This window comes from Pseudomonas sp. UF-293 (assembly GCF_058245595.1).
The window spans coordinates 36,941-59,881 of record NZ_JBSICA010000025.1; the positions used below are offsets into that span (position 1 = coordinate 36,941).

Annotated in this window: 19 protein-coding genes; 12 read left to right on the top strand and 7 right to left on the bottom strand. The window is 60.8% G+C overall.

All coding sequences use genetic code 11. The features are described from left to right. The first annotated feature begins 51 nt into the window (after positions 1 to 51). Positions 52 to 1,002 (top strand): DUF1853 family protein, encoded by a 951-nt coding sequence (locus AC4IHP_RS21745; RefSeq protein ID WP_460119971.1) that lies wholly within the window; start codon positions 52 to 54, stop codon positions 1,000 to 1,002. A 115-nt stretch (positions 1,003 to 1,117) separates the two neighbouring features. On the opposite strand, the gene AC4IHP_RS21750 is transcribed toward AC4IHP_RS21745, so the two are convergent. Beyond that, the gene (locus AC4IHP_RS21750; protein WP_434765960.1) at positions 1,118 to 2,401 is read right to left on the bottom strand and encodes an arsenic transporter; all 1,284 of its coding nucleotides are present in this window, start codon (positions 2,399 to 2,401) and stop codon (positions 1,118 to 1,120) included. Between the two features lie 150 nt (positions 2,402 to 2,551). Then, positions 2,552 to 3,109 carry an NADPH-dependent FMN reductase gene (locus AC4IHP_RS21755; RefSeq protein WP_039763234.1) on the bottom strand — a complete coding sequence of 186 codons (558 nt, stop codon included), beginning with the start codon at positions 3,107 to 3,109 and terminating at the stop codon, positions 2,552 to 2,554. A 183-nt stretch (positions 3,110 to 3,292) separates the two neighbouring features. Between AC4IHP_RS21755 and AC4IHP_RS21760 the strand changes: the two genes are divergently transcribed. Both AC4IHP_RS21760 and AC4IHP_RS21765 read left to right on the top strand, forming a co-directional pair. Next, on the top strand, positions 3,293 to 3,529 hold the full coding sequence (locus AC4IHP_RS21760) for a hypothetical protein (protein ID WP_434765961.1): 237 nt from the start codon (positions 3,293 to 3,295) through the stop codon (positions 3,527 to 3,529). 84 nt (positions 3,530 to 3,613) lie between these two features. Next, positions 3,614 to 4,507 carry a LysR family transcriptional regulator gene (locus AC4IHP_RS21765; protein ID WP_460119976.1) on the top strand — a complete coding sequence of 298 codons (894 nt, stop codon included), beginning with the start codon at positions 3,614 to 3,616 and terminating at the stop codon, positions 4,505 to 4,507. Here the strand turns inward: AC4IHP_RS21765 and AC4IHP_RS21770 are convergent. From AC4IHP_RS21770 to AC4IHP_RS21785, 4 genes are all read right to left on the bottom strand, one after another. After that, complete coding sequence (locus tag AC4IHP_RS21770; protein ID WP_460119978.1) at positions 4,473 to 5,087, bottom strand: GNAT family N-acetyltransferase; 615 nt, start codon at positions 5,085 to 5,087, stop codon at positions 4,473 to 4,475. The two genes, AC4IHP_RS21765 and AC4IHP_RS21770, sit on opposite strands and share 35 nt — an antisense overlap. Positions 5,088 to 5,385: 298 nt before the next feature. After that, positions 5,386 to 6,144: a DNA polymerase III subunit epsilon gene (gene dnaQ, locus AC4IHP_RS21775; RefSeq protein ID WP_490832721.1), complete on the bottom strand. Its 759-nt coding sequence runs from the start codon at positions 6,142 to 6,144 to the stop codon at positions 5,386 to 5,388. A gap of 214 nt (positions 6,145 to 6,358) precedes the next feature. Continuing rightward, entirely contained in the window at positions 6,359 to 6,829 is a 471-nt protein-coding gene (rnhA, locus tag AC4IHP_RS21780) for a ribonuclease HI (RefSeq protein WP_007910572.1), read from the bottom strand. A gap of 89 nt (positions 6,830 to 6,918) precedes the next feature. Next, positions 6,919 to 7,677 (bottom strand): class I SAM-dependent methyltransferase, encoded by a 759-nt coding sequence (locus AC4IHP_RS21785; RefSeq protein WP_130888665.1) that lies wholly within the window; start codon positions 7,675 to 7,677, stop codon positions 6,919 to 6,921. Between the two features lie 66 nt (positions 7,678 to 7,743). Between AC4IHP_RS21785 and gloB the strand changes: the two genes are divergently transcribed. From gloB to AC4IHP_RS21830, 9 genes are all read left to right on the top strand, one after another. Beyond that, positions 7,744 to 8,511, top strand: coding sequence for a hydroxyacylglutathione hydrolase (gloB, locus tag AC4IHP_RS21790; RefSeq protein ID WP_490832722.1), 768 nt, complete (start codon positions 7,744 to 7,746; stop codon positions 8,509 to 8,511). Positions 8,512 to 8,610: 99 nt separating this feature from the next. Continuing rightward, complete coding sequence (locus tag AC4IHP_RS21795; protein ID WP_041480626.1) at positions 8,611 to 10,074, top strand: transglycosylase SLT domain-containing protein; 1,464 nt, start codon at positions 8,611 to 8,613, stop codon at positions 10,072 to 10,074. A gap of 241 nt (positions 10,075 to 10,315) precedes the next feature. Further along, positions 10,316 to 12,148, top strand: a complete 1,833-nt coding sequence (locus AC4IHP_RS21800; RefSeq protein ID WP_490832723.1) for an extracellular solute-binding protein — start codon at positions 10,316 to 10,318, stop codon at positions 12,146 to 12,148. Then, positions 12,145 to 13,986, top strand: coding sequence for an extracellular solute-binding protein (locus AC4IHP_RS21805; RefSeq protein ID WP_490832724.1), 1,842 nt, complete (start codon positions 12,145 to 12,147; stop codon positions 13,984 to 13,986). Before AC4IHP_RS21800 ends, AC4IHP_RS21805 begins: the two co-directional genes overlap by 4 nt. Before the next feature lie 4 nt (positions 13,987 to 13,990). Then, the gene (locus tag AC4IHP_RS21810) at positions 13,991 to 15,064 is read left to right on the top strand and encodes a microcin C ABC transporter permease YejB (RefSeq protein ID WP_016774154.1); all 1,074 of its coding nucleotides are present in this window, start codon (positions 13,991 to 13,993) and stop codon (positions 15,062 to 15,064) included. A 1-nt stretch (position 15,065) separates the two neighbouring features. Then, positions 15,066 to 16,085, top strand: coding sequence for an ABC transporter permease (locus AC4IHP_RS21815; RefSeq protein WP_016774153.1), 1,020 nt, complete (start codon positions 15,066 to 15,068; stop codon positions 16,083 to 16,085). Between the two features lies 1 nt (position 16,086). After that, complete coding sequence (locus tag AC4IHP_RS21820) at positions 16,087 to 17,697, top strand: ABC transporter ATP-binding protein (protein WP_490832725.1); 1,611 nt, start codon at positions 16,087 to 16,089, stop codon at positions 17,695 to 17,697. A 19-nt stretch (positions 17,698 to 17,716) separates the two neighbouring features. After that, on the top strand, positions 17,717 to 18,511 hold the full coding sequence (gene fabI / locus AC4IHP_RS21825) for an enoyl-ACP reductase FabI (RefSeq protein WP_014339032.1): 795 nt from the start codon (positions 17,717 to 17,719) through the stop codon (positions 18,509 to 18,511). 150 nt (positions 18,512 to 18,661) lie between these two features. Beyond that, positions 18,662 to 21,784: a hypothetical protein gene (locus AC4IHP_RS21830; RefSeq protein ID WP_490832726.1), complete on the top strand. Its 3,123-nt coding sequence runs from the start codon at positions 18,662 to 18,664 to the stop codon at positions 21,782 to 21,784. 147 nt (positions 21,785 to 21,931) lie between these two features. Here the strand turns inward: AC4IHP_RS21830 and AC4IHP_RS21835 are convergent, their stop codons facing one another. After that, positions 21,932 to 22,894, bottom strand: coding sequence for a sensor domain-containing diguanylate cyclase (locus tag AC4IHP_RS21835; RefSeq protein ID WP_400555641.1), 963 nt, complete (start codon positions 22,892 to 22,894; stop codon positions 21,932 to 21,934). Positions 22,895 to 22,941 lie beyond the last annotated feature (47 nt).

Below are 22,941 nucleotides of genomic sequence, written 5' to 3' on the forward strand. Positions count from 1 at the left end.
AAATCCTTTCAGCCTCAAGGGCGGGCTCAGGTTTAAGGCTATGCTCGCAAGATGATCCTCTTTCCCGACCTGTTGCAGTTGCCTCATCAATTACGCCATCCCGAAGTGCGGGACCTGGCGTGGGTCATCCTCGCGCCGCCGATGCTCGCCGCCACGCCGTGGCCACAGCGCCATCCGCTGGCTGGCAGCGACTGGGTGCACGACCCGCAGCGTCTCGAACACTGGCTGCGCGAGCTCGACCGCGACAGTTACGGCCTGCTGCAATGGCTGGCGCAGGCGCGCACCCGGCGTCTGGGTCTGTATTACGAGCGTCTGTGGCAGTTCGCCGTGGAGCATGCGCCGGGCATCGAACTGATCGCCGCCAACCTGCCGATCCGCCGCGCCGGGCACACCCTCGGCGAACTCGACATGCTCCTGCGTGACCGCGACGGCGTGCATCATCTGGAACTGGCAATCAAGCTCTACCTTGGCCCGCAGGCTGGCGATGGCCGCGATCCGGCGCAGTGGCTGGGACCGGGTTGTCATGATCGGCTGGATCGCAAACTGGCGCATCTGGCCGAGCATCAATTGCCGATCTCGGCGCGCCCGGAAAGCCGCGAAGTGCTCGCAGCGCTGGATATCGAGACGTTCAGTGCGCAATTGTGGCTGGGCGGTTATCTGCTGTACCCGTGGCCCGGGCAAGCGGATTCACCGCACGGCGCGCATCCGCAACATCTGCGTGGCAGTTGGCTGCATCAGAAGGACTGGCCGGCGTTTGTCGCGCAGCGGCCGCCCGGGCGCTGGCAACCCCTGCCCCGCCACGCCTGGCTCGCGCCGGCGCATTACCCGGCGGAGCAGGTCTGGGCGGATGAGGATTTGCGTTTGTGGCTGGAAGACCTGCCAGCACTGGCCCCGGCGCAGCTGATGGTGCGCCTGAGCGAGAATGCCCGAGGCGAATGGGAAGAGGCTGAGCGGCTGTTTCTGGTGGCGGATCTTTGGCCGAATGTGCCCGGCCAAGCCTGAGATCTGTGGTGCCCGACCCAATTCGCGAGCAGGCTCGCTCCCATAGAGAATGCATTTCAAATGTGGAATGCGATCCCTATGGGAGCGAGCCTGCTCGCGAAAAGAGCAACTCGGTCTATATGGACAACCGCACCGCCAGTGCCGCCAACGTCACCAGCAACACCGGCACGGTCAGCACAATCCCAACGCGGAAGTAATAACCCCAGCCAATGTGGATGCCCTTGCGCTCCAGCACATGCAGCCACAACAACGTCGCCAGACTGCCAATCGGGGTAATCTTCGGCCCCAGGTCGCTGCCAATCACGTTGGCGTAGATCATTGCTTCCTTGATCACCCCGCTGGCCTGACTGGCGTCAATCGACAGCAAGCCGATCAACACCGTCGGCAAGTTGTTCATGATCGACGACAGCAGCGCCGTCAGCACCCCGGTGCCCATGGCCGCGCCCCATACACCGTGCTCAGCGAACACGTCCAGCCAACCAGCGAGATAACCGGTGAGCCCGGCATTGCGCAGGCCATACACCACCAGGTACATGCCCAGCGAGAAAATCACGATCTGCCACGGCGCTTCTTTCATCACCTTGCGCGTAGAGATCTTGTGGCCCCGCGCGGCAATGCCCAGCAGCAACGCGGCGCACACGGCGGAAATGGCGCTGATCGGAATGCCCAGCGGTTCAAGTGCGAAGCAGCCGATCAAGAGGATCACCAACACCGCCCAACCGGCATAGAACGTGGCCTTGTCGTGGATTGCGGTTTGCGGATTTTCCAATTGTTCCGGGTCGTAAGCCGCTGGAATATCGCGGCGAAAGAACCACAGCAACATGCCCAACGTCGCCGCAACGCTGACGAAATTGACCGGCACCATCACTGCGGCGTAGCGATTGAAGCCGATGTGGAAGAAGTCCGCCGAAACGATGTTGACCAGGTTCGACACCACCAGCGGCAGGCTCGCCGTGTCGGCAATGAACCCGGCGCCCATGACGAAGGCCAGCGTCGCCGCCGGGGAGAATCGCAGCGCCAGCAGCATTGAGATCACGATGGGCGTGAGAATCAGCGCCGCGCCGTCATTGGCGAACAGCGCCGAGACCAGCGCACCGAGCAGCACCATGAAGGCAAACAGCTTGCGCCCACTGCCCCGGCCCCAGCGCGCCACATGCAGCGCTGCCCAATTGAAGAAGCCAGCCTCGTCGAGCAACAGGCTGATGATGATCAGCGCCACGAAGGTGCCGGTCGCGTTCCAGATGATCTGCCAGACCAGCGGGATGTCCGTGAGGTGCACAACGCCAAAAATCAACGCCAGCACGGCGCCCAACGTTGCACTCCAGCCGACGCCGAGACCTTTGGGTTGCCAGATGACGAGGGTGATGGTCAGCAGGAAAATCAGTGACGCAGCGAGCATTCGCAGGAGCCTTCAAATATCGAAAATGGAATGAAAATCAAAATGTGGGAGCGGGCTTGCTCGCGAATGCGCTGTGTCAGACAGCAATTTTTTGTCTGACACAGTGCATTCGCGAGCAAGCCCGCTCCCACATTTGTTTGGTGTACGCGGTTATTTCTTGTGTTGCTCGACGAACTGGCCGTACGCATCGATGAATTTCTGCAGGAACGGCTTCACCGAATCGCTCAGCTTGCCCGCTTCATCAAACGCGTTGCCCGCACCGCCCAGATACGCTTCTGGCTGTTGCAGGCAGTGAATATCGAGGAAAACAAAAGTCTGGCGCAGGTGCTGGTTGGCGCCGAAGCCGCCGATGGCGCCTGGCGATACGCTGATCACCGCGCCAGGCTTGCCACTCCACGCGCTCTGGCCATAAGGGCGCGAGCCGACGTCGATGGCGTTCTTCAACGGCGCCGGGATCGAACGGTTGTACTCAGGGGTTACAAACAGCACCGCGTCGGATGACGCCACTTTCTGACGGAAAGTGCTGTAGGCTGCGGGCGGAGAATCGCCGTCGATGTCTTCGTTGTACAGCGGCAGTTCACCGATTTCGACAATCTCGAGCTTGAGATTGGCCGGTGCCAGTTCGGCGAGGGCCAGTGCGACTTTGCGATTGATCGATGCTTTGCGCAGGCTACCGACCACTACGGCGACGTTGTAGACATTGCTCATGGAAGACTCTCGATGGTCCGTGGGAAGAGTCGCTAGTTATAGATGATCCAGTGACGCTTTCACCAGCGGTCAATGGTTTTTCCTGCGTGAGGAATATTTTTTTCCTGTAAGAAAACTTACCGAGCTTGGTGACGGTCTACAAAGCCGCAAATCAAGCGTTTTATCTCCAGAGGTCTTAAGCAGATGGCAGCAGTACTCGTCGGTCAGTTTCATGCAAGAGATGCGGAAGGCCGCGTTTATTCCGTGCATGAATTCCAGGAATCGAACCCGTCTGCAGACGGTTTCACCGGCTCGGAGCCCGTCACCACCTACAAATTGGCTATCGGCGACCGTATCAACAAGGTCAGCGACAGCGAGTACCTGCTGGTTCAGTCGGGCATAACCCTGATCCGTGAACCTGAGCCAATCGTTGCTCAATAACCCTGTGTTATGAGCAGAAGTCTTGTGTGCAGACTTGGGGTAGGATTCAGCCTCTGATCCCACTGCTGAACATGGACTTCACGCATGCGTTTACGCCACATCGAAGTGATTCAGGCGCTCTTGCAGACCGGTCACCTGGGCACCGCCGCCGAATGGCTGCAATTGCCGGTGACCGAGGTCGAAGAGCGTTTGCGCGAAGCCGAGAGTCAGCTGGGGTTCATGCTGTTTGCCAGCGTTCGCGGGCGCCTGCAATCGACCCCCGAAGCGCGCGCCCTGCAGGTGGAAATCGCGCATGTCTATGAGGCGCTGGAGCCGGTGCAGCGGCTGGCCAGCAGCCTCAAGCAATACCTCGCCCCACCCTTGCGCATCATCGGCACCCCGCCGCTGGCCCAACAATTACTGCCACAAAGTCTTGCGACCCTGCGCCGACGCTTGCCCGACGCACCTTGCAGCCTGCTCAGCGCGCCGACTCGCGACATCGTCCGCAGCCTGCTACTACGCGAAAGCGATCTGGGCCTGAGCCTGCACGATCCCGAACATCCCGATATCCACTGCCAACCGCTGGCCCAAGGCAAGCTGCAATTGCTCGCCCCGCACGGCTGGCTGCAACCCAAGCAGAAATACATATCCCTGGCAGATCTGGCGGGTCAGGCCATGGTCGGTCTTGAAGGTCAGGATCCGCTCAGCCCGGCGCTGGAAAACAAGCTCCAGGCCTTGCACCCGGCGCCAAGCATTCAGACCCGCGTGCAGACCCATCAGATGATGCGCAGCATGGTCGAGGCCGGCGAAGGTCTGGCCATCGTCGACCCCTTCACCGCTCTGGGCGCCCGCGCCGGTGGCCTGGACGTCTGCCCCCTGTCACCGGCGGTGCCGATCTGCCTCTATGCCCTGACGTTCAAACATACCGCGCCGTCGGCGGCGATTCAGGCACTGCTGGCCATCGTCACGGAACAAGCCGAGGCGATGTTGTCGAGCTGAGTGGTTTTTCCAGCGGATTGTCGAACAGGCGATACCAGAACAAGGCGACTTCGGCGGTGTGCGCATCAATGCCGCGATAGCGCAACTGGTCGATGCCGCCGATCACATAACCACAACGCTCATACAGACGACAGGCGCCGAGGTTGTTGTTCTGGGTTTCGAGCATGATGCCCGGCAGCTTCTTCTTGCGACTCCAGAACTGCGCCACATCAAGCAACGCCTTGGCCACGCCATGGCGCCGGGCCGGGGCATGCACGGCCAATTCATCGATGTGGGCAAAACCGTTCCAGTTGGTACTGATCACCAGATGGCCGACCGGCTCGTCGTCCAGATACGCCATGAAAATCGCACTGTCGGGCGCGTTGTGAAAGGCGCTGAACTCTTCCGGGTCGATGCCGTAGCACTTGCGGTACGGCACGATCGGCGTCACCGGCCACTGCTCGACCGGTTTGCCGATCGCGGCAGCACCATAGGCGGTGACCTCGAAACTGAAGTCACTGCCCCAGATATACGGGGCGAAACCTTCATCGGCGACGCGCACCGACAACCCTGGGTATTTCGGATTCATGACCGGTTGCATACTGGGAAAAGTCCTCATTCCTTGACGCAGCCGACGGTGTCGACCTTGCTGTCGCGATGGATGATTGCCAGCGCAAATTTCAACTCTTTGTACATGAGGCTCAGTGTCCTGAGGCGGCAGATTTGCACCTGACCAGTGCAATCAGGGTAGAGGGTTGCGACGAATGTGGCGAGAGTGGCAACTTGGCTCCATGTCGCCAAACGCAAAAAATCGCTGCCTTGCCGGTCCCTACTATGGAATGCAATCCCCGTAGGAGCTGCCGAAGGCTGCGATCTTTTGATCTTTGATCTTCAGGTTTTCAGGCCTGCGCATCAGCCTCGGCAATCTGCGTCCACAACGCCGGCGCCCCCGCTGATTTGGCGATAATTTCCAGCCGCACCAGATGCGCCGCCAGTTCTTCTTCGGTCGCACGGATGATGCGTGCTGGCTGGCGATCGACCGGCAGACGACGGATCTCCGTGGCCGAGTTGTCCGCGCCCTCGCCCGTACCATTGCCGTCGGAGGCGTTGCCGGCCAGCGACAGGCTGGTCTGGCCGCCGGTCATGGTCAGGTAGACGTCGGCGAGAATCTCCGAGTCGAGCAAGGCGCCGTGCAGTTCACGGCCGGAGTTGTCGACCCCATAGCGTTTGCATAACGCGTCGAGGCTGTTGCGCTGGCCCGGGTGACGTTCCCGGGCCATCATCAGGGTGTCGAGGATCGTGCAATGCTGGGTGATGTCAGCGCGATCGTGGTGGCCCATCAAGGCGAATTCGTTGTTGATGAAGCCAACGTCGAACGCCGCGTTGTGGATGATCAGCTGTGCGCCCTGGATGAACTCGAAGAACTCGTCGGCGACTTCGGCAAAGCGCGGCTTGCCGACGAGGAATTCGTTGGTGATGCCGTGCACACCGATCGCACCCTCGTCGCTTTCGCGATCCGGTTGCAGATACACGTGGAAATGCCGGCCGGTCAGGCGCCGACCGATCAGTTCGACGCAACCGATTTCAATGATCCGGTGACCATCGGTCACCGGCATGCCGGTGGTTTCGGTATCGAGTACAACGGATCTGGTGGCCATCAGTGCTCAGCTCTCAACGGGTCAATCGTGCAAAAGCGCGGATGTTAACACGCTGGACTCGAACCCTGTAGGAGCTGCCGAAGGCTGCGATCTTTTGATTTTTCCTACAACAAGATCAAAAGATCGCAGCCTTCGGCAGCTCCTACAGGGGAATGCATTCCAATGTGGGAGCGAGCCTGCTCGCGAATGGCAGCGCCACGGTTCATAAGCGAAATCAGCTCTGCTTGTAACCGCGAACCTCATCCACCCCACGGTTAGCCAACTGGTCAGCCCGCTCGTTACCGTGATGGCCAATGTGTCCGCGCACCCATTTCCAGGTGACCTTGTGGCGGTTGACCTGCTCGTCCAGCTCTTTCCACAGATCGGCATTCTTCACCGGCTCTTTCGCAGCAGTCTTCCAGCCGCGCTTCTTCCAGTTGGCCATCCACTCGTTGATGCCTTTCATCACGTATTGCGAGTCGGTGACCAGCAGCACTTCGCAGGGACGCTTGAGTGCTTCGAGGCCACGAATCGCGCCGAGCAGCTCCATGCGGTTGTTGGTGGTGTTGGCCTCGCCGCCCCACAGTTCCTTTTCGACGCCCTTGCACACCAGCAGCGCGCCCCAGCCACCAGGGCCGGGGTTGCCCTTGCAGGCGCCATCGGTGAACAGTTCCACGGTGTCGACGCTTTCCACACTTTCGCTCATGCCAGTCTTTCCAGAAAAATGCCTGTCCTGCCAATCACGGATCGACAATGACCGTGGCCGGGACAAGCCCGGCCACAAATAAAGAGGGTTTATGGTTCGATGCGGCGGCGGTTGACCTTGGCCATCGGCAGCGGAATCAGCTTGCCCATCGGCTCGCGGCGCTCCTGGCGCAAGGGCCTGAGCCCCACCACGATCTTGCGCGCCACCAGTAAATAGAAGCCACCGCCGGACAGCTGCCAGTCCCCGGCCTTGCGTTCCCAGCCGGCCAGACGGTGCTGCCACTTGGGCGACGCGAGCGGCGGACGATAGCACCCGAAGCGGCGTTTCTCCAGCGCGAAGCCCAGCAGATTGAGCCAGTCGGCGACCCGCGAGGGCGAGATGCAGCGCGCCTTGCGCAGGGCATCATTGGCGAAGAAATGCCGCAGCCCCCAAGTGCTCCAGGGGTTGATGCCGATGATCAGCAGGTGCCCGCCGGGGCGCACGCTGCTCGCCGCTTCACGCAGCAAACCGTGGGGCGACAGGCAGAAATCCAGGCCATGCTGCATCACCACTACGTCGGCGGCGTGCTCGCTCAACGGCCAGGCCTGCTCTTCGCAGACGATCTCGACCCCGGGCAACGGCGCACCGAGGCGCACGTTGCGCTGCACTTGAGGCGCGGCCGGTGGGGTTTCGGCGGACGGCCCGTAATGCACCAGATAACCGCCGAAGAACCGGCCGAGCTCGTCGTCGAGCATGCGCCGCTCTTCATCCAGCAGAAATTGCCCGAGCGGCCCCGACAGCCATTCGCGGGCGGCGCTGATCAATGCCAGCCAGTCGGGATCGGCCTGAGCGAACGCTTTATCGGTCATGTCATTCTCCAACGCGCCAGGAACTACTAAGATGCGCCAATGTTTTCCGCTTGGCGAATTCCGACGATGATACAGATCAGTGCCCTGCCCGCGTTCACCGACAACTACATCTGGTTGTTACAGGATCACCAGACCCAGCGCTGCGCGGTGGTCGATCCGGGCGACGCCGCCCCGGTGCAGGCGTGGCTTGACGCGCATCCGGGCTGGGTGCTCAGCGACATTCTGATCACCCACCATCACCACGACCACGTCGGCGGTGTCGAGCGCCTGAAAGCCGCGACTGGCGCCAAGGTCTACGGGCCGGCCAGCGAACGCATTCCAGCGCGCGACGTAGCGCTCAAGGACAACGACAGCGTCAGCGTGCTCGGCTGGGATTTCGACGTCTATGCAGTGCCCGGCCACACTTTGGGACACATTGCTTATTACCACCATGGCCTTCTGTTCTGCGGCGATACCCTGTTCGCCGCCGGTTGCGGCCGGCTGTTCGAAGGCACGCCCGAGCAGATGCATCACTCGCTCAGCCGGCTCGCGGCCCTGCCGGAGGATACGCTGGTCTACTGCACCCATGAATACACCTTGAGCAATCTGAAGTTTGCCGCCGCCGTCGAGCCGCGCAATCCGGACGTCGCCGCTCGTCTGGAAAAGGTCACTGAGCAACGGCAGAACGGCGTGATGACCCTGCCGTCGACTCTGGCCCTGGAAAAGCTCACCAATCCGTTCTTACGCACTTCTGAAACATTGGTTACACAAAAAGTGGACGAACGGGAAGGCGCTCAAAACCGGGCGCCGAGTGAGGTTTTTGCGGCTCTGCGGGCATGGAAAGACACGTTCTGACGACCGCGTCGGCGGGGGCAAAAATTCTCAATGGTTGACCGCAGGGGGTGCGCTTTCTAGAATCGCCCGACATTTTTGCCCGGAACTTACTTCCAGCCAATGTCGTCATCCATACGTAAGTCCGTCAATTCAGATGCTTTGACCCGCCTGGCGCAAGCCATCGCGGTGGCTGTGTCCGCCACGCTGGCGGGCTGTTCCAGCCACGCTCCGCAGACTGAAGCGACGCACACGCCGAACATTGCTGCGCGAGCCAAGCAGAAGCCGATCTGGCTGACCGAGAAGCCCACTCCCGTAGCGCCCCAGGACATCTGGGAGCGCATGCGCCAGGGCTTCCAGTTGCAGGAAGGCCTTGGCGTCAATCCGCGCATCGAGCAACAACGGCTGTGGTTCGCCAGTAACCCCTCTTTCCTCGAGAATGCCGGCGAACGCGGCAGTCTCTACATTCATTACATTGTCGAACGCCTCGAAGAGCGCAACATGCCGCTGGAACTGGCCCTGCTGCCAGTCATCGAGAGCGCGTACAACCCGATGGCCTATTCCCGCGCCGATGCGGTGGGCCTGTGGCAATTCATTCCGTCCACCGGGCGTTACTTCAACCTGCGCCAGACGCGTTTCTACGATGGTCGTCGCGACATCACCGCCTCGACCACCGCTGCGATGGATTACCTGACCCGCCTGCACGACATGTTCAACGGTGACTGGCTGCTGGCTCTGGCGGCCTACAACGCCGGTGAAGGCACGGTCAGCCGGGCGATCGAGCGCAACGAAAAGCTCGGCCTGCCCACCGACTACTGGAACCTGCCGCTGCCGGCGGAAACCCAGGCCTATGTACCGAAATTGCTGGCACTGTCGCAAGTGGTACTGGCGCCGGAAGCCTACGGCGTCAACCTCAACCCGATCGCCAACGAGCCGTACTTCCAGGTCGTCGAAATCAACCAGCGCATGGACCTGTCCAAGGTCGCTGCGGTGGCCAACATCGATGAAGACGAACTGTTCCAGCTCAACCCAGCGTTCAAACAGCGCACCACCATCGACGGCCCGCAGCATTTGCTGGTGCCGACGTCCAAGGCGCAACTGCTGACCGCCAGTCTGCAGACCATGCGCCCGGACGAACTGATCAGCCCGCGCTCGCTGAAACCGGTGTTCGAAGGCGCCGATCCGTCTGAAGTGGCGCAGCTCAAACGCGCCTATCGGGTCAAGCGTGGCGACAACCTTGGCTCCATCGCCAAGGCCAACAAGGTTGAAGTCAAGGATCTGCAGCGCTGGAACAAGCTGACCGGCAAGAATCTCAAGGTCGGCCAGACTCTGGTTATGCAGGACAACACCAAGCGTGCCCCGGCGCGCAAGTCCGGCCGGGTCAACACCGTGGTCGCGGCGAATACCAAGACCAAAGGCAAGGACGAGAGCAAGCAACAGACCCAGTACAAGGTCAAGCGCGGCGACACCTTGTACGTGGTGGCCAAGCGGTTCAACGTCGAGATGCAACATCTCAAGCGTTGGAATCCCGGTGCGGGCAAGGCGTTGAAGCCGGGGCAGATGCTCACGGTTTACCAGCCACATTGATTGAGGGAGCCTCTGAGAATTCAGGGGCTTTTTCTTTTGTGGGAGCGGGCTTGCTCGCGAATGCGGTGTATCAGTCACCTGTATATGCAACCGACCGACCGCATTCGCGAGCAAGCCTGCTCCCACCAAAAGCAAATGCAATCGAAAGCGATTAACACGGCATTAACCCGCATCTTTTTCCTGTCCAGACAAGCTGTTACTGTACGGCCCACAAAGCCCAAGCCGCTGGATCGGATCTGACTTGAAGCGTGCCCTCTCCCTGCTCCTGATCAGCCTGGCCTTGAGCTCACCCGCAAGCGCGACGATTACCGAAAGTCATGGTTATGCGCAGTTCGGCACGCTCAAGTACCCGGCCAGATTTACCCACTTCGACTGGGTTAACCCGCAAGCGCCCAAGGGCGGTACGTTGCGGGTGATGGCGTTCGGCACCTTCGATACGGTCAACCCGTACACCTTCAAGGGCACCAGCCCGGTCACCACCGCCAATTTCCTCCAGTACGGCATCAACGAGCTCAACGAGCCGCTGATGGTCGGCACCGGGCAATACTCGCCCTCCGGCGACGAGCCAGCGTCGAGTTACGGTTTGATCGCGCAATCGGTCGAGTACAGCGAAGATCGCAGCTGGGTGGTGTTCAATTTGCGTCCTGAAGCACGGTTCCACGACGGCGTGCCGATCACCGCCTACGACGTAGCGTTCTCCTATCGAACGCTGCTCAAGGACGGTCATCCGCTGTATCGCACTGCCCTGCAGGAAGTGCTGCGGGTCGACATCCTCAACAAACAGCGCATCCGTTTCGTGTTCAAGCGCTCGGGCAACCCGCTGCTGATCCTGCGCCTGGGCGAGCTCCCGGTACTGCCGCAGCATTACTGGAAAGACCGCGACTTCAAGGCCACCACCTTCGAGCCGCCGCTGGGCAGCGGGCCGTACCGCATCACTTCAGTCACGCCGGGGCGGCAGCTGATTTTCGAGCGGGTCAAGGATTACTGGGGCAAGGACCTGCCGGTCAATCGCGGCAAGTACAATTTCGATCGCATGGAAGTCGAGTTCTACCGCGACAGCGATGTGGCCTTCGAAGCGTTCAAGGCCGGTGAGTTCGACATCTACATCGAGCATCAGGCGAAGAACTGGGTCAACGGCTACAACTTCCCTGCCGTACGTCGTGGCGATGTCATCAAAACGCAGATCCCGCATCAGATCCCGACCCAGACGCAGGGCCTGTTCATGAACACCCGCCGCGCGACGTTCTCGGACGTCCGGACTCGCGAGGCGCTGGGCCTGATGTTCGACTTCGAGTGGACCAACCGCGCGTTGTTCAGCGATGCATATCAACGCACCACCAGTTACTACCCCAACAGCGAATTCACCGCCTCGGGCCTGCCGGTCGGGCATGAATGGCTGATGCTCAAGCCGTACAAGGATCAGCTCCCGGCCAGGCTGTTCACCGAGCCGTTCACCCTGCCGAAAACCGACGGCCGTGGCATCCCGCGCGAGACCATGCGTAAAGCTCTCGCCCTGCTCGCCGAAGCCGGCTGGAAACTCCACGGCCAGCGCTTGCAGAACGCTGACGGCCAACCGCTGCGCTTCGAACTGCTGCTGGTCAATCCGAGCCTGGAGCGCCTCTATCAGCCGTACATCGAGAACCTCAACAGCATCGGCATCGACGCGCGCCTGCGCACCGTCGATCGTGCGCAATACAAACAGCGCCTCGACCAATTCGATTTCGACATGATCTCGATGACCCTCGGCCAGACCTTAAGCCCGGGCCTCGAGCAGTGGCAGTACTTCCATTCCAGCCAGGTGAACGTCAAGGGCAGCAAGAATTACGCGGGCATCACCAATCCGGTGGTCGATCACCTGCTCGAACAACTGCTCGCCGCGCGCACCCGCGACGAGCAGGTCGCCGCCGGCAAGGCGCTCGACCGCGTGCTGCTCTGGCAGCACTACAGCATTCCCAACTGGTACCTCAATTATCACCGTCTGGCCTACCGCAACCGGTTGGCCTTTGTCACCACGCCGCCCTACACCCTGGGCCTGAGCGCATGGTGGCTGAAGTCTTCGGAGAAAGATCGATGAACGCTGTTCGCACCCTGCTCGCGCAGGCCGGCGGCTTGCTGTTCGCCGGGCTGGCCTGGGCCGCCCCGCAACACGCCGTGACCCTGTACAACGAGCCGCCGAAATACCCGGCCGACTTCAAGCATTTCGACTACGTGAATCCCGATGCGCCCAAGGGTGGCGTGTTCCGCCAGGCCGGGTTTGGCGGCTTCGACAGCCTCAACCCGTTCATCAACAAAGGCGTGCCCGCCGATGACATCGGCCAGATCTACGACACCCTGACCAAACACAGCCTCGACGAGCCGTTCACCGAGTATGGCCTGATTGCCAGCAAGATCGAAAAAGCCGACGACAACAGCTGGGTGCGCTTCTACCTGCGCCCGGAGGCACGCTTCCACGACGGCCATCCGGTGCGTGCCGAAGACGTGGTGTTCAGCTTCGAGACGCTGACCAAGGAAGGCTCGCCGATGTTTCGCGGCTACTACAACGACGTCGCCGAAGCCGTCGCCGAAGACCCGCTGAAAGTGCTGTTCAAGTTCAAGCACAGCAACAACCGCGAGCTGCCGCTGATCCTCGGCCAGTTGCCGGTCCTGCCGAAACACTGGTGGGCCAGTCGCGACTTCAACAAGGGCAATCTGGAAATTCCGCTGGGCAGCGGCCCGTACAAGGTCACCCAAGTGAAGGCCGGGCGTTCGGTACGTTACGAACGGGTCAAGGATTACTGGGGCAAGGACTTGCCGGTCAACCGTGGCTTTTACAATTTCGACACGATGACCACCGATTACTACCGCGACAACACCGTCGCCCTCGAGGCGCTGAAGGCCGGGCAGTTCGATTACTGGCTGGAGATGACTGCGAAGAACTGGGCCAGCGCGTATAACGTTCCGGCGGTCACCGAGGGCCGTTTGATCAAGGAACTGATCCCCAACAGCAACCCGACCGGCATGCAGGGCTTCGTCTTCAACCTGCGCCGTCCGGTATTCCAGGATGTGCGCGTGCGTCAGGCGCTGGGCCTGCTGTTCGATTTCGAATGGACCAACAAGCAATTGTTCAACGGCGCCTACGTGCGCACTCGCAGTTACTTCGAGAACTCGGAAATGGCCGCCACCGGCCTGCCGGACGCCGAACAACGAACGATCCTCGAGCCGTTCCGCAGCAAACTGCCGGCCCAGGTGTTCAGCGAAGCCTTTGAAAATCCCAAGACCGACGCCAGCGGCATGATTCGCACCCAGCAGCGCGAGGCGTATCAACTGCTGCAAGAGGCCGGCTGGAAGATCGTCGACGACAAAATGGTCGATGCCACGGGCAAACCGGTGGTGATCGAATTCCTCCTCGCCCAGACCGAGTTCGAACGCGTGCTGCTGCCGTTCAAGCGCAACCTCAGCGACCTCGGCATCGATCTGGTGATCCGCCGCGTCGACGTCTCGCAGTACATCAACCGCGTGCGCTCGCGGGACTTCGACATGATGGTCGGCAGCTTTCCGCAATCCAACTCGCCGGGCAACGAACAGCGCGAATACTGGATGAGCGCCGCCGCCGACAAACCGAGCAGCCGCAACAGCATGGGCCTGAAAGACCCGACCGTTGACCAACTGGTGGAAAGCCTGATCAACGCCGACTCGCGCAAAAGCCTGGTGGCCCATGCCCGCGCGCTGGATCGCGTACTGCAATGGGGCTACTACGTGGTGCCCAACTGGCACATCAAGAGCTGGCGCGTGGCCTACTGGAACCACATCGGCCACCCGAAAACCTCGCCCAAGTACGACATCGGCATCAACACCTGGTGGGTCAAGCCTGACGCCAAGCCTGCCGTAGAAGTCGAAAACCAACTGCAAGCCGACCCTGCGGGCACGGAGTAATCAGATGCTGGCGTATATCTTTCGGCGACTGCTGCTGATCATCCCGACCCTGTTCGGCATCCTGCTGATCAACTTCGTGATCATCCAGGCCGCGCCCGGCGGCCCGGTCGAGCAGATGATCGCCAAACTCGAAGGCTTCGAAGGCGCCACCAGCCGGATTGCCGGCGGCGGTGCCGAGGTGGCTGTGGCCGGTTCGTCCTACCGTGGCGCGCAGGGCCTGGACCCGGCGCTGATCAAGGAAATCGAGCACATGTACGGGTTCGACAAATCGGCCCCGGAACGCCTGTGGATCATGGTCAAGAACTACGCGCAGCTGGATTTCGGCGACAGTTTCTTCCGCGACGCCAAGGTCATCGACCTGATCAAGGAAAAGATGCCGGTGTCAATCTCGCTGGGGCTGTGGAGCACGCTGATCATGTACCTGGTGTCGATCCCACTGGGGATCGCCAAGGCCACGCGGCACGGCAGCCACTTCGACGTCTGGACCAGTTCGGCGATTATCGTCGGCTATGCGATCCCGGCGTTTCTGTTTGCGATCCTGCTGATCGTGGTGTTTGCCGGCGGCAGTTATCTGGACTGGTTCCCCCTGCGCGGGCTGACTTCCAACAACTTCGATGAGCTGAGCCTGGGCGGCAAGATCCTCGACTACTTCTGGCACCTGGCACTGCCAGTCACCGCGCTGGTGATCGGCAACTTCGCGACCATGACCCTGTTGACCAAGAACAGTTTCCTCGACGAAATCAACAAGCAGTACGTGGTGACCGCCAAAGCCAAAGGCCTGACCCGCCATCGCGTGCTCTACGGCCACGTGTTCCGCAACGCCATGCTGCTGGTGATTGCCGGTTTTCCTTCGGCGTTCATCGGCATTTTCTTCACCGGCTCGTTGCTGGTGGAAGTGATTTTCTCCCTCGACGGCCTCGGCCTGATGAGTTTCGAGGCGGCGATCAACCGCGATTACCCGGTGGTGTTCGGCACCCTGTTCATCTTCACCCTGCTCGGGCTGGTGGTGAAACTGATCGGCGACCTGACCTACACCTTTGTCGATCCGCGTATCGACTTTGCAAGCAGAGAGCATTGAGATGAACCTGTCCCCTCTCAACCGCCGGCGCTTCGAACTGTTCAAGGCCAACAAGCGTGGCTGGTGGTCGCTGTGGCTGTTCCTGATTCTGTTCGGCCTGAGCCTGGGCGCCGAGCTGATTGCCAACGACAAACCGCTGGTCGTGCATTACGACAACAACTGGTATTTCCCGGCGATCAAGCGCTACCCGGAAACCGCCTTCGGTGGCGAATTCCCGCTGGAAGCCAACTACAAGAGTCCGTACATCCGTGAGCTGCTCAAGGCCAAGGACGCGTGGATTCTGTGGGCACCGATCCCCTACAGCTACCAGAGCATCAACTACGACCTGAAAGTCCCGGCCCCGGCGCCACCTTCGGCGGACAACCTGCTGGGCACCGACGATCAGGGCCGCGACGTGTTGGCGCGGGTGATCTACGGTTTCCGCATTTCCGTGCTGTTTGCGCTGACCTTGACCGTGCTGAGCTCGATCATCGGCGTGATTGCCGGGGCGCTACAGGGGTTCTACGGCGGCTGGGTCGATCTGGCCGGGCAGCGTTTTCTCGAGATCTGGTCGGGGCTGCCGGTGCTGTACCTGCTGATCATCCTCGCCAGTTTCGTCCAGCCGAATTTCTGGTGGCTGCTAGGCATCATGCTGCTGTTCTCGTGGATGAGCCTGGTCGACGTGGTGCGCGCAGAGTTCCTGCGTGGGCGCAATCTGGAATACGTGCGCGCCGCCCGCGCGCTGGGCATGCAGAACGGCGCGATCATGTTCCGCCACATCCTGCCCAACGCCATGGTCTCGACCATGACCTTCATGCCGTTCATCCTCACTGGCGCCATCGGCACCCTCACCGCGCTGGACTTCCTCGGCTTCGGCTTGCCGGCGGGCAGCCCGTCGCTGGGCGAACTGGTCGCCCAGGGCAAATCCAACCTGCAAGCGCCGTGGCTGGGCATGAGCGCGTTTGCCGTGCTGGCGCTGATGTTGAGTCTGCTGGTGTTTATCGGCGAGTCCGCTCGCGATGCCTTCGACCCGAGGAAGTGAAATGAATCAGGATAATCTGATCGAAGTGCGTGACCTCGCCGTCGAGTTCGGTTTCGGCGAGCGGGTACACCGTGTGGTCGAGGGTGTGAGCTTCGACATCAAGCGCGGCGAGACCCTGGCGCTGGTCGGCGAATCGGGCTCGGGCAAATCGGTGACGGCGCATTCGATCCTGCGCCTGTTGCCCTATCCCATGGCGCGGCATCCGGCCGGCAGCATCAATTACGCCGGGCAAAACCTGCTGAATTTGAGCGAGAAGACCATCCGCCACATCCGTGGCAACCGCATCGCCATGATTTTTCAGGAGCCGATGACTTCGCTCAATCCGCTGCACTCGATCGAGAAGCAGATCAACGAAGTGCTCGGCATCCACAAGGGCCTCAGCGGCAAAGTCGCGACAAAGCGCACTTTGGAGCTGCTGGAGATGGTCGGCATTCCCGAGCCGCACAAGCGCCTCAAGGCCCTGCCCCATGAATTGTCCGGCGGTCAGCGCCAGCGGGTAATGATCGCCATGGCCCTGGCCAACGAGCCGGAATTGCTGATTGCCGACGAACCGACCACCGCGCTGGACGTGACCGTTCAGCTGAAAATCCTCGATTTGCTCAAGGAACTTCAGGCTCGATTGGGCATGTCGCTGCTACTGATCAGTCACGATTTGAACCTGGTGCGAAGAATTGCGCATCGCGTATGTGTCATGCAGCGCGGTTGCATCGTCGAACAGGCATCGTGCGCAGAGCTGTTCCGTTCGCCGCAGCATCCGTACACTCGGGAATTGCTCGGCGCGGAGCCCAGCGGCGGCCCGGCGAGCAATGAAATCGGCGCGCCACTGCTCGAAGTCGAGGACCTGAAAGTCTGGTTCCCGATTAAGAAAGGCCTGCTCAAGCGCACGGTGGATTACGTCAAGGCAGTGGATGGCATCAATTTCAGCCTGCCTCAGGGCCAGACCCTGGGGATCGTCGGCGAAAGCGGTTCCGGCAAATCCACCCTCGGTCTGGCGATTTTGCGGCTGATCGGCAGCAAAGGCGCGATCCGCTTTGAAGGCAAGCAGCTAGACTGCCTGACGCAGAGTGAAGTTCGCCCGCTGCGGCGGGAAATGCAGGTGGTGTTTCAGGACCCGTTTGGCAGCCTGAGCCCGCGCATGTGCGTCAATGACATCGTTGGCGAAGGCCTGCGGATACACAAGATGGGCACCGCCGCCGAACAGGAGGCGGCGATCATTGCGGCATTGAAGGAGGTAGGTCTGGATCCGGAAACCCGGCACCGCTACCCCCACGAATTTTCCGGTGGGCAACGGCAGCGAATCGCCATTGCCCGGGCCCTGGTGCTGAAACCGGCGCTGATCCTGCTGGACGAGCCGACTTCGGCGCTCGACCGCACGGTGCAGCGGCAAGTGGTGGAGCTGTTGCGTTCACTGCAAGCCAAGTACAACCTGACGTATTTGTTCATCAGCCATGACCTGGCTGTCGTCAAAGCGCTGAGCCACCAGCTGATGGTGGTCAAGCATGGCCAAGTGGTCGAACAGGGAGACGCGCAAAGTATCTTTGCCGCCCCCCAACATCCGTATACACAGCAGTTGCTGGAAGCCGCTTTTCTGGCACCAGCCACTGCGCAATAACCTGAAAGAGGAGCAACACATGGGTTTTCTCGCCGGTAAGCGCGTACTGATCGTCGGTGTCGCCAGCAAGCTGTCCATCGCATCCGGCATCGCCGCCGCCATGCATCGCGAGGGCGCTGAGCTTGCCTTCACTTATCAGAACGACAAACTCAAGGGTCGCGTCGAAGAGTTCGCACAAGGCTGGGGTTCGAGCCCTGAGCTGTGCTTCCCGTGCGACGTGGCCAGCGATGAAGAAATCGCCAAGGTCTTCGAACAACTGAGCAAGAAGTGGGACGGCCTGGACTGCATCGTGCACTCCGTCGGCTTCGCCCCGGGCGACCAACTGGACGGCGACTTCACCGAAGCCACCACCCGTGAAGGTTTCCGCATTGCTCACGACATCAGCGCCTATAGCTTCGTGGCCCTGGCCAAAGCCGGCCGCGAAATGATGAAAGGCCGCAACGGCAGCCTGCTGACCCTGTCGTACCTGGGCGCCGAGCGCACCATGCCGAACTACAACGTGATGGGCATGGCCAAGGCTTCGCTGGAAGCCGGCGTCCGTTACCTGGCCGGTTCCCTCGGTCCGGACGGCACCCGCGTCAACTGCGTATCGGCTGGCCCGATCCGCACCCTGGCCGCTTCCGGCATCAAGAACTTCCGCAAGATGCTGGCCGCCAACGAAGCGCAAACGCCGCTTCGCCGCAACGTCACCATCGAAGAAGTCGGCAACGCCGGCGCCTTCCTGTGCTCCGACCTGGCGTCGGGCATCAGCGGTGAAATCATGTACGTCGACGGCGGTTTCAATACCACCGCGATGGGCAACATCGAAGAGTGATCTTCCTGTAGCCGATAAAAAACCCGCCGCTTCTGGCGGGTTTTTTTATGCCTGCAGAAAACCTCGGATCACTACATATGTACCGCCAACCGCCCTGCCCTGGCTTTGATACTCGGTGCTCAATGCTTACCAGCCGCCAGGGAGGCGCAGATGAACGACAGACCGGTACATGAACAGACACTGATCCAGAATCTCATCGCGGAATTGACCGCCGTACCGGTGGTCAGCGCCACCACGCCTGCACGCTCGCTGGAGGTTCCGCGTCCGTGCCTGCTGCGCGAATGGATGGAGCTTTACTGGACGGCCCTCGAACGCCCCGAATTTCTCGACTGGGCCAGCCGCTTCGACATTGATCTGGATACCCTGCAGATCAAGGGCGACACCTTGCAAGCGCAGATCCCCTCGAACGGCAGCGCCGGCGTTCGCAGCTTCACTCTGGAAGATGATTCCGGCTGGTGGCAGATGGCGCCAATGCTGCTGTCGATCTCCCAGCGTATCGATCCGGCGGGGTTGGGGCTGCCTTATATCGGCGGGAAATCCGCCAACCCGCTGTATCGCTTTCCACGGCGTGTGGTGCTGGCGTTCTACGGTTATCCGGAACCGCAAAACGCGATTCAGGCCCGAGTGATCGTTGCTGAGTTGAAGACCAGCGGTCTGGCGGCTATCGATGAAAATGGCCAGACGACTTCAGCGCTGGTCAAGGAGCGCAACGCGCAACTGGAGGACTTCCAGGCCATCGCCGATCGAATCGATGAGGTATTGCTGGCCAGCGATCCGTTCGAGCAGCGCGGCTTTCTCGACTCGCCGGTGACGCTGACTTCGGACTCTGTCTCCGCTCCCCTCAGAGGGCCGCGCCTAAAACTGGGCGAGCTTCTCGGTCGTTATGAATTCCCATTGCCAGAAGATGCCCGAGCCGCCAAAGCGCTTGCGCAGCGCCTGCGACAACAGCGCTGGCCGGAATTGCCCTATGTCAGCGATTACGTGCAGACCGGCGACCCCATCCGCCGCTATCGCGAGGACTTTGCCGACGTGGAAGACGCCCGGCACATCGTCCGCCGCCTCGAAGCGCTGAGCTGGAACAAGGAGCCGACGGCGAAGATCGATTACGAGGAGTCAAGCGAACCTCATCCGGAGTCTGCGCTGGCGGAGTGGATGGTAATCGGCCAGCGAGGCTTGCAAGTACTCAGTGCAAACGCCGATTTCCAGGCCATTCTGCAGCAGCATGGCTTGCCCGCGAACAGTCGCTTGCTGGTGACCGAATCGGGCCATATCGGCACTGCCAGCGCGAAAGGCTGGGTCACATTGACGGCGCAGGTAGAAGACCACGCCGATTTGAAACTCTATCGCGACCAGCTCAAAGCCAAGGCTGGCAAAGCCGGCGGCGCCTTGCGTTCCAACGGACAAGTCACGCTTGCGCAGATGCTGCGCTTCTACGAGCTGCCATTGCCGAAAACGGCGCAGCAGGCGCTGGCCTTCGCACACTGGGACAAGATCAATCTGCACATGCGCCCCGGGCACATGAACCATTGGTATCTGCTCGGCCAGCCTGGCAGACAGACCGCTCGATTCAGCGCTGCGCAGCGCCAGATCATCATCGAGACTACCCAAACGTTTCTGCCCAAAGACTCGGTACCGTTGTTCGACTATCTGAGCGAAGGCGTTGATACCGACTTGCCGCTCGCGACGCTCAAGGCCAGGGCCGACTACCTGATCAGCCGAATCCTGATCACGCCACGCGCTCGTACACTGGGCAACCAGCTATTGAAAAAACTCGCTCCGCCGGCCCAGAACAAACGGCTGGTGGCGACCAACCGCGACCGCCTGTTGCTCGCGGCGCTGATTCTCAGTCTGGAACCGAGCGCCGGTGCAGACCTGCACCGAATCATCGGCCAATGCCTGCAAGACCCTTATTTCTGGGGCGAACGTTATGACGAGGTGAGACGGTTCATCGACCACCAACCGCAACTGGCGCAGATCAAAAACAAGACGCTGGCCACCCATCTCCTGTTGTCAGGGATCGCGCCGGAATTTCTCCTGCGCGATATTCCTGCATCAATTGCGTACATGAGTTGCGTGAACTGGGTCAGGTTGAAACAGGTCGTGCTGTATATCGAAAACCGTCTGCCTGGCGTGGCGCGCCTGATGACATCCGAACAACTCAGGGCCTTGGTGAAAGGCCCGGCTCCTGCAGATTTCTACAAATTCCTGCGCGGCGGTGCATGCGCCTCGATCGTTCTCGATTGGGCGGTCGCCAGGGGTTTGGTGACGCGTAACGCCGGATGTCCGCAGACGGGGTATGACGCCGCCGCGCTAAGCCAGGCTGATCAGGTATTTCGCAACCACAACCGGCTCATGCGCGGTTTGTACCACCGGGCATTTCTCATGGCCTTTGCAACGCCGGCCAGCATTGCTCAAACGGATCTGCGCAAAGTGTTCGCCGACAATGCGCATCTCGAAGACAAGGTCCTGTTCCTTGCAACGTCGAGCAATGATGGCCCGGCAACGTCTTATTCTCTGAGCGAACTGCATCAGGCCGCGAAGCTGACAGGCGCCATGCAAGGCTGGAGCTCCAGCAATGCGCAGTTGCAACTGGCGCCCATTCTTCCGTCATTGGCCAGGTTGAGTAACGTGGCAAGCCTTTTCCACGCAGCGCTCGGCACTCGGCTGCAGCAAATGAAAGATGCCCATATCGCCCTGATCAAGGAGGCGTTCTGCCGGTTGCCGCTGGCGCAACGCACGGACATCGAGGACAACGCCCTCCAACTGCTCGCCCTGCGGCCAGTGTCCTCGAGCGCAGACCCATCAACGGCAGGCACCGTTGCGCCCTTTGCCATCCTTGCCGTGCTGAAGGGTACGCCAACCCGGGTATTCGAAATCCTTACCTGCAGGAATGAAGTGCTGTTGCGTCGGGATGTCGACATCGCGTTGCTCACCCCGTCATTGCCCAAAGACTTGGCGAAATCGCTGCCCTTCGATGCCGATGCCTATCGGCAAGGCACCGCGCCACGTGCAAACGCGACCTGCAAAGGGTTCATCACTCAGCTGGAGATTCAAGGCGCACCGCTGGCGAAACAAAGCCGCACCGCGGTACCCGACACCTTCGCTTCCAACAAGGTTAACGCCATCGCCAGCACCGCTGTGCAGCACCTGTTCGACGCCTATCAAGCGCAGGCTCTGCGCGAAGCGCTGATTGCGCCTGCGCTCAAGGATGCTGAAGCTTGTCATGAAAAATGGCTGGCGTTTTATCAGCAGCTGAGTCCACCCAAGCGCTGACCTGGCGGGCACTGTGCTGGAACATCAGCACCGTCGAACCCCGTAGGAGTGAGCCTGCTCGCGATCGCATTTTGTCTGTGACTTCAGCGCCGACGGGTACACCGCCATCGCGAGCAGGCTCACACCTACCTATGATTTGCGCCGGAGCTAACAGCCTTTCAGCGCCTGTTTGTGCGCATACATCGCGCCATCCGCATCGGCCAGCAGGCGGTCGACGGTTTCGTGTCGCGTGGGGTCGTATTCGATCTGGCCGACACTGAAGCGAATCGCATAACCTCGGTGCAACGTGGCGTTGCGCTCTTCAAGGATTTCCTTGAGCCGCGCCATGATCCGCGTGGTTTCAACGTGGCTGGAGCCGGTCAGCAACGCGACGAACTCATCGCCGCCCAAGCGCCCGACCACGTCGCTCTCGCGAAAGGCAATGCGCAGCACATCGGCGAAGGTCTTCAGCGCACTGTCACCTTCGGCATGGCCGTACAGATCGTTGATCTGCTTGAAATCGTTGAGGTCGAAAAACAGCAGCGTCGCCGGGCGATTGAGGCGCGCGCAAGCATCCAGTGCATGTTGGGCCAGCTGCTTGAACCCACGGCGATTGGACAGCAGCGTCAGTTCATCCATGCTCGCCATTTGCACCGCCATCAACTCCTGCTCGGCCATTTCCGCGAGGTCGCGCAGCAGCGCGCGCTCTTCGTCGTCGAGATGGCGGGGTTTGGTATCGATCAGGCACAAGGTGCCCATCTTGTTGCCATCCGGCACGGTCAATGGGTACCCGGCGTAAAAGCGAATGTTCGGCGCGCCAGTAACCAGTGGATTGTCATGGAAACGCAGATCCTCCAGCGCATCGGGGACCAACATCAGCTCGTTTTGCAAAATCGCATGGCCGCAGAACGAAACATCGCGGGACGTCTCGCTGACATCCAGACCCACACAGGACTTGAACCACTGGCGATCCTTGTCGACCAGCGTGACCAGGGCGATCGGCACGTTGAACAAGCGCTTGGCCAGGCGCGTCAGGCGATCGAAGCGCTCTTCGGGCGCCGAGTCGAGGTTGAGGCCGTGCAAGGCGTCGATTCGTGCAGCTTCATTGGCAGGTTTTCCGGGCACCAGCATGCGCACACTCCGTAGACAGTCATGCGTTCAGCGTAGCGCTTAATCGT